This window comes from Catenulispora sp. GAS73 (assembly GCF_041262085.1).
Classification (GTDB): domain Bacteria; phylum Actinomycetota; class Actinomycetes; order Streptomycetales; family Catenulisporaceae; genus Catenulispora.
Genome location: NZ_JBGCCM010000031.1, coordinates 142,498 through 149,740 on the forward strand (window position 1 = coordinate 142,498; position 7,243 = coordinate 149,740).

7 protein-coding genes are annotated in these 7,243 nt (G+C 70.2%); 6 read left to right on the plus strand and 1 reads right to left on the minus strand.

The window, feature by feature from the left end; translation table 11 throughout:
- Window positions 1-48 precede the first annotated feature (48 nt).
- Window positions 49-873 (minus strand): hypothetical protein, encoded by an 825-nt coding sequence (locus tag ABH935_RS37375; RefSeq protein WP_370382697.1) that lies wholly within the window; start codon window positions 871-873, stop codon window positions 49-51.
- A gap of 162 nt (window positions 874-1,035) precedes the next feature.
- Here ABH935_RS37375 and purN point away from each other — a divergent pair, with 162 nt between their 5' ends.
- The 6 genes from purN to ABH935_RS37405 all read left to right on the plus strand — a co-directional run bounded on the left by purN (window position 1,036) and on the right by ABH935_RS37405 (window position 7,085).
- Complete coding sequence (gene purN, locus ABH935_RS37380; protein WP_370382698.1) at window positions 1,036-1,737, plus strand: phosphoribosylglycinamide formyltransferase; 702 nt, start codon at window positions 1,036-1,038, stop codon at window positions 1,735-1,737.
- A complete protein-coding gene (purH, locus tag ABH935_RS37385) occupies window positions 1,734-3,305 on the plus strand; it encodes a bifunctional phosphoribosylaminoimidazolecarboxamide formyltransferase/IMP cyclohydrolase (protein WP_370382699.1) in 1,572 nt (523 codons plus the stop codon). Before purN ends, purH begins: the two co-directional genes overlap by 4 nt.
- A 16-nt stretch (window positions 3,306-3,321) precedes the next feature.
- Window positions 3,322-4,188: a bifunctional methylenetetrahydrofolate dehydrogenase/methenyltetrahydrofolate cyclohydrolase gene (locus ABH935_RS37390; protein WP_370382700.1), complete on the plus strand. Its 867-nt coding sequence runs from the start codon at window positions 3,322-3,324 to the stop codon at window positions 4,186-4,188.
- A gap of 46 nt (window positions 4,189-4,234) precedes the next feature.
- Window positions 4,235-5,365, plus strand: coding sequence for a hypothetical protein (locus ABH935_RS37395; RefSeq protein ID WP_370382701.1), 1,131 nt, complete (start codon window positions 4,235-4,237; stop codon window positions 5,363-5,365).
- A 56-nt stretch (window positions 5,366-5,421) separates the two neighbouring features.
- Window positions 5,422-5,730 carry a DUF3017 domain-containing protein gene (locus ABH935_RS37400; RefSeq protein ID WP_194913877.1) on the plus strand — a complete coding sequence of 103 codons (309 nt, stop codon included), beginning with the start codon at window positions 5,422-5,424 and terminating at the stop codon, window positions 5,728-5,730.
- A 122-nt stretch (window positions 5,731-5,852) separates the two neighbouring features.
- Window positions 5,853-7,085 carry an NADP-dependent isocitrate dehydrogenase gene (locus tag ABH935_RS37405; protein WP_370382702.1) on the plus strand — a complete coding sequence of 411 codons (1,233 nt, stop codon included), beginning with the start codon at window positions 5,853-5,855 and terminating at the stop codon, window positions 7,083-7,085.
- Window positions 7,086-7,243 lie beyond the last annotated feature (158 nt).

The following is a 7,243-nucleotide window of genomic DNA, read 5'->3' on the forward strand; positions in this document are numbered from 1 at the left end:
TGCGATGATCAGCAGGTCTTTATGTACAGGAGTTGACTCGGTGGCGGCTTACCGCGAGGTCGACATCCCGGTGCTGTTCTCCAGCTGCGTCAGGCACATCTTCTCCGCGACCTGCGTGTTCGCGCCCTCCATGCACTTGGCGTAGTCCTTGAACGGGGTCCACCACACGATCGAGGCCACCAGCAGCAGCCCGGCCAGCACGCCGGACACCGAAGCGGAGACCATGCTGGCGGTGGCTTCCGAGGCCCGCTGGTGCTTCAGCGCCGCCGTCCGCTGCGCCGAGATCGACAGCACGAACGCCGCCACCGCGAACGCCAGGCCCGCCGCCGAGCCGACCATCCAGGCCGGGAACGTCGCCAGCCCCTGGTAGATCGCCAGCATCGTGCACGCCGTCGAGCCCAGCGAGAGCCCCAGCGCCCACCGGGTCTTCAGATCCCGCTGCGGACGCTGCGGAGTCGGGTTCTCGCGCTGGTCGCGGTAGCGCCGGTCCGGATCCTCGCGCGGGTCCGGACGCCGGTCCACCGGGCCGTACCGGTTCGGATCGCCCCACGGGGCATGCGGCTGCTCCGGCTCGCGCGGACGCTCCGCGCCCCAGGGCTGCACCGGGCCCGGACGCACCTGGCCGTACGGCTGCTGCGGCGGCGCGCCCCACGGGGACGGCGGCATCGGCTGCGCGTCGTGTGCGTCTTCCGGCGGCGGCGCGAACGGGTTGTCCTCGACCGGAGTCTGAACGGGCGCCTTGGTCTGAACGGGAGCCGCCGCCACCGCATCCGACCCGGACGCCCCACTCTGCTCATCCGGCTCAGCGGCCCCGACGCCACCTGCGCCGAGCCCGCTGTCCGTCGGCGTGGGCCGCTGCTCGGCATCGGTCACGGAAGTCCTCCGGGTTATCGTGGACATGATCGGTTCATCGCTGGTCGGCTGGCGGGCTACGCCCCGTCCGCCCACTATCGTTGCCTATGGCGACCCCGCCCGTCCAAGTGGGATGGGTCCGACCGGCAGACAACAGCAAACACCTATGAGGAGGCCGCGGTCGTGGTCCACCCCGAAGGAACGAAGAGCCCACCAGGGCTCGTGCACCACCGCCCGGACGCGCCGGCGAGGATCGTGGTCCTCGTCTCCGGTTCGGGCACGAATCTGCAGGCGTTGATCGACGCAGAGAATGCCGAGAAAGCCCAGCAGCCCCAGCAGGCCCAGCCCGCCGGCCCCGCGTTCGGCGCCACCATCGTGGCCGTCGGCGCGGACCGCACCGGCATCCAGGGCCTGGAACGCGCCGAACAGGCCGGCATCCCCGCCTTCGCACTCCGCGTCAAGGACTTCGCCACCCGCGAGGACTGGGACCGCGCGCTGCGCGACAAGGTCGCCGAGTACGAGCCGGACCTGGTGGTCTCGGCCGGCTTCATGAAGCTGCTCGGCCCGGACTTCCTGGCCGCCTTCGACGGCCGCGTCATCAACACCCATCCCGCGCTCTCGCCGAGCTTCCCCGGCATGCACGGCCCCGCCGACGCGCTGGCCTACGGCGTGAAGGTCACCGGCTGCACGGTCTTCTTCGTCGCCGGCGGCGTCGACGACGGCCCGGTGATCGCGCAGGCCGCCGTCCCGGTCGAGGCCGACGACGACGTGGAGAGCCTGCACGAGCGCATCAAGACGGCGGAACGGGCGCTGCTCGTCGACGTCGTGGGCCGGCTGGCCCGCCAAGGCTGGACCATCGACAACCGAAAGGTCACTTTCCAGTGAGCAGCACTGAGGACATCCGCCCGATCAAGCGCGCGCTGGTCAGCGTGTATGACAAGACCGGGCTTGAGGAGTTGGCGCGCGGCCTGCACGCGGCCGGGGTCGCCCTGGTCTCCACCGGCGGCTCGGCGAAGCTGATCCGCGACCTGGGAATCCCGGTCACCGAGGTGGCCGAGCTCACCGGCTTCCCGGAGTGCCTGGACGGCCGGGTCAAGACCCTGCACCCCAAGGTGCACGCCGGCATCCTGGCCGACCTGCGGCTGGACGACCACCGCAAGCAGCTCGCCGAGCTCGGCGTCGAGCCCTTCGACCTGGTCGTGGTGAACCTCTACCCGTTCACCCAGACCGTCGCCTCCGGCGCCGCCCCCGACGAGTGCGTCGAGCAGATCGACATCGGCGGGCCCTCGATGGTCCGCGCCGCGGCCAAGAACCACCCGAGTGTGGCCGTTGTGGTCAACCCGGCCCACTACGACGCAGTGCTGACCGCGGTGGCCGGCGGCGGCTTCACCTTCGCCCAGCGCAAGCGCCTGGCCGCCGAAGCCTTCGCGCACACCGCCGAGTACGACACCGCGGTTGCCAGCTGGTTCGCCTCGGCCTACGCGCCGGACGGCGAGTCCCGCTTCCCCGACTTCCTGGCCAGCACCTACGAGCGCAAGGCCGTCTTGCGCTACGGCGAGAACCCGCACCAGGGCGCCGCGCTCTACGTCAGCGAAGGCGAGCAGGACACCCTGGCCACCGCCGAGCAGCTGCACGGCAAGGAGATGTCCTACAACAACTACGTGGACACCGACGCGGCCATCCGCTCGGCCCACGACTTCGAAGAAGCCTGCGTCGCCATCATCAAGCACGCCAACCCCTGCGGTATCGCCGTCAGCTCCGCCGGGGACATCGCCGAGGCGCACCGGCTGGCCAACGAGTGCGACCCGGTCTCGGCCTTCGGCGGCATCATCGCCGCCAACCGCACCGTCACCAACGCGATGGCGCTCCAGGTCAACGAGGTCTTCACCGAAGTCATCTGCGCCCCCGACTACGAGCCGGAAGCGCTGGAGACGCTGAAGACCAAGAAGAACATCCGGATCCTGAAGACCGGCAGCCGCAACCGCCGCCGCCTGGAGTTCCGCCAGATCTGCGGCGGCCTGCTGCTCCAGGACGGCGATCTGTACCAGGCCGAGGGCGACGACCCGGCGACGTGGACGCTGGCCAGCGGCGAGCCGGCCGACGAGCAGACCTTCGCCGATCTGGTCTTCGCCTGGCGCGCGATCCGTTCGGTGAAGTCCAACGCGATCCTGCTGGCCTCCGGCGGCGCCTCCGTCGGCGTCGGCATGGGCCAGGTCAACCGGGTCGACTCGGCCAAGCTGGCGGTCCAGCGGGCCGGCGACAAGGCGCGCGGCTCGGTCGCGGCCTCCGACGCCTACTTCCCGTTCCCCGACGGCTTCGAGGTCCTGGCCGAGGCCGGGGTCAAGGCCGTGGTGCAGCCCGGCGGCTCGGTCCGCGACGAGCTGGTGGTCGAGGCGGCGCGCAAGGCCGGCGTCACCATGTACATGACCGGCACCCGGCACTTCACCCACTGAGGAGGCGAGAACCCCTATGACCGCACACGCTTCTCATACGGCACAGATTCTGGACGGTAAGGCGACGGCCGCCACCATCAAGAGCGAGCTGTCGACGCGCGTGGAGGCGCTCAAGCTGCGCGGCATCGTGCCCGGCCTGGCCACGCTGCTGGTCGGCGACGACCCGGCGTCCGCGTCCTACGTACGCAGCAAGCACCGCGACTGCGCGCAGGTCGGCATCGCCTCGATCCAGCGCCAGCTGCCCGCGACCGCGTCCCAGGCGCAGGTCGCCGAGGCCGTGGCCGAGCTGAACGAGGACCCGGCCTGCACCGGCTACATCGTGCAGCTGCCGCTGCCCAAGGGCATCGACGAGAACGCCATCCTGGAGCTCGTCGACCCGGACAAGGACGCCGACGGCCTGCACCCGACCAACCTCGGCCGGCTGGTGCTCGGCGCGCCGGCGCCGCTGCCGTGCACTCCGCTCGGCATCGTCGAGCTGCTGCGGCGGCACGATGTGGCGATCGCCGGGGCCGAGGTGGTGATCGTCGGCCGCGGCATCACCGTGGGCCGGCCGCTGGGCCTGCTGCTGACCCGCCGCAGCGAGAACGCGACCGTGACGCTGTGCCACACCGGCACCCGCGACCTGGGCTTCCACACTCTGAAGGCGGACATCGTGGTGGCCGCCGCCGGCGTGCCGAACCTGATCACCGCCGACCTGGTGAAGCCGGGCGCGGCGGTGCTGGACGTCGGCGTGTCGCGCGGCGAGGGCGGGCTGGCCGGCGACGTCGCGGACGACGTGCGCGACGTGGCGGGCTGGGTGTCGCCGAACCCCGGCGGCGTCGGGCCGATGACCCGCGCGATGCTGCTGAACAACGTGGTGGAGATCGCGGAGCGGCAGCTCTGAGGCGTCGCTATTGACGGTTGATCAGATCACCCCTACAAGGGGGGACATGTCCGGTGACCATCGGGACCTGTCCCCCCTTGATGATTTCCCGTTCCATCAGACCTCGGAGTCGCTGGCGCACGTCGCCACCTCCGACCGGAACTTCTATGACCGCTACTACTTCAACCTCCATCGCCGCGCCGACGACCTGTTCATGGCGCTGGGAGTGGGGCAGTACCCGAACCTCGGGGTGACCGACGCCTTCGCCGCGGTCGTCCACCGGGGCGTCCACCGAGTCGTCCGGGCCTCGCGCGAACTGGGGGCCGACCGCGGCGACCTGTCCGTGGGGCCGTTCCGCATCGAGGTGCTGGAGCCGCTGAACCGGCTGCGGGTGGTGCTGGAGCCGGGGGAGCACGAGCTCTCCTTCGACCTGCTCTGGACCGGTGCGATCCCGGCGACCCGGGAGCCGCGGCAGTTCGTGCGGCGCAACGGCCGGGTGTGGATGGACTCGGTGCGGCTGGCCCAGACCGGATTCTGGGAGGGGACGCTGCGCATCGGCGAGGACGAGCTCGCCGTCACCCCCGACACCTGGTGGGGCTCGCGCGACCGGTCCTGGGGCATCCGGCCGGTCGGCGAGGCCGAGCCCGCCGGGATCCAGGGCAAAGACGGGGTGCCGCCGACCTTCCACTGGGTCTACGCGCCGATGCAGTTCGACGACTTCTCGATTCTGGTGATCGCGCAGGAGGACGAGGACGGCGGCCGGGTCCTGGAGGAGGCGGTCAAGGTCTTCGGCGACGGCCGTCCGGCCGAGGCGCTGGGCCGTCCGGAGCTGGAGCTGCACTACACCTCCGGCACCCGCGACGTGCAGACCGCCACGGTGACCTTCGCCGGCCGCGCTGAACGGGTCCGGGTAACTCAGCTGATCCCGCTCCACATGGCGGTCGGCAGCGGCTACGGCCTGGACGCCGACTGGCGGCACGGGATGTATCAGGGTCCGGACCTGGTGGTGCAGCAGGTGCGGATGCCGGCCGAGGAGGCGGCCGCGAAGTCCGGGATGTTCGGCATCACCGAGCGGCTCTCGCGGTTCGAGTACGACGGGCCCGAGGGCGTGCGCAACGGGTACGGCCTGTTCGAGACGCTGTTCATCGGCGCGCACCGGCCCAGCGGATTCGCCGACTGGCTGGCCGTGGCGCCGTAGCGCGCTCGTTACAGATAGCGGACGTGGAGGTCATCCGGCGCAAGTAGAGTTGCGCCATGCCCGCGAACAACCGTCCCTCCGGGGTCTCCTTCGGCCGCCAAGTCGTCGCCGAGTGGCCGATCCTGACGGTGCTGGCCGGCTTCGGCTTCGGCATGACGGTGATAGTGCACAACGAGGTCTTCCAGGGTGCCGCGGTGATGGGGATGTCGCTGCTGCTGGCCGCCGGGCTGCGGCTGTTCCTGCCCACCCGGGTGGCCGGCACGCTGGCCGTCCGCCGCCGCGCGATCGACGTCGGCACCTACACGGTCGTCGGCACCACGCTGGTGGTGCTGGGGCTGCTGGTGCAGGGGATCTTCTCGAACTGAGCCGGTGTGTCGCCTTGGTCACCATCGGCCACCATCGGTCCGACACCGCTTGGCGATCCGCGGGCGCGGCCATGTATCTTGAGGTCGAGATAATTCTTCCCGATCCGTAAGGACGATCCGCCATGGCCTACTCCGGTCCCAAGATCAAGGTCGCGAACCCCGTCGTCGAGCTCGACGGCGACGAGATGACCCGGATCATCTGGCAGTTCATCAAGGACTCGCTGATCCTGCCCTACCTCGACGTCGACCTGAAGTATTTCGACCTGGGCATCGAGCACCGCGACGCCACGGACGACCAGGTCACCGTGGACGCCGCGAACGCGATCAAGCAGTACGGCGTGGGCGTCAAGTGCGCCACCATCACCCCGGACGAGGCGCGGGTCGAGGAGTTCGGCCTGAAGAAGATGTGGAAGTCGCCGAACGGCACCATCCGCAACATCCTCGACGGCGTGATCTTCCGCGAGCCGATCGTCATCAGCAACATCCCGCGCCTGGTCCCGGGCTGGACCAAGCCGATCGTCGTCGGCCGCCACGCCTTCGGCGACCAGTACCGCGCCACCGACCTGAAGGTCCCCGGCGAGGGCACCCTGACCCTGACCTTCACCCCGAAGGACGGCGGCGAGCCGATCGAGCTCAACGTCTTCGACTTCCCGGGCTCCGGCGTCGCGCTGGCCATGTACAACCTGGACGAGTCGATCCGCGGCTTCGCCCGCGCCTCGATGCGCTACGGCCTCAACCGCGGCTACCCGGTGTACCTCTCCACGAAGAACACGATCCTCAAGGGCTACGACGGCCGCTTCAAGGACATCTTCCAGGAGGTCTTCGACGCCGAGTTCAAGGAAGAGTTCGACAAGGCGGGCCTGACCTACGAGCACCGCCTGATCGACGACATGGTGGCCTCCGCGCTGAAGTGGGAGGGCGGCTACGTCTGGGCGTGCAAGAACTACGACGGCGACGTCCAGTCCGACACCGTCGCGCAGGGCTTCGGCTCCCTGGGCCTGATGACCTCGGTACTGATGGCCCCCGACGGCAAGACCGTCGAGGCCGAGGCGGCGCACGGCACCGTCACCCGCCACTACCGCCAGCACCAGCAGGGCAAGCCCACCTCCACCAACCCGATCGCCTCGATCTACGCGTGGACCCAGGGCCTGGCCTACCGCGGCAAGTTCGACAACACCCCCGAGGTCGTGAAGTTCGCCGAGACCCTGGAGCGCGTCTGCGTCGAGACGGTCGAGGAGGGCAAGATGACCAAGGACCTGGCGCTGCTGATCTCGCCGGACCAGCCGTACCTGACCACGCAGGAGTTCCTCGCCGCGATCGACGAGAACCTGCAAAAGGCGATGGCCTCGGCCTGAGCCTTGGCGTTCGGCGCATAGAGCCCCGCACGTACCCGCACGTAGAAGAGGTGGGGGGCCGGGTGGGGGGGCCCCCCAACGGGTGCCCGGGGGGGGGGGGTGTCCGGGGGGGGGGGCCCGGGGGAAGACCCCCGCGGGGGGGGAGCGAAAACAACCCC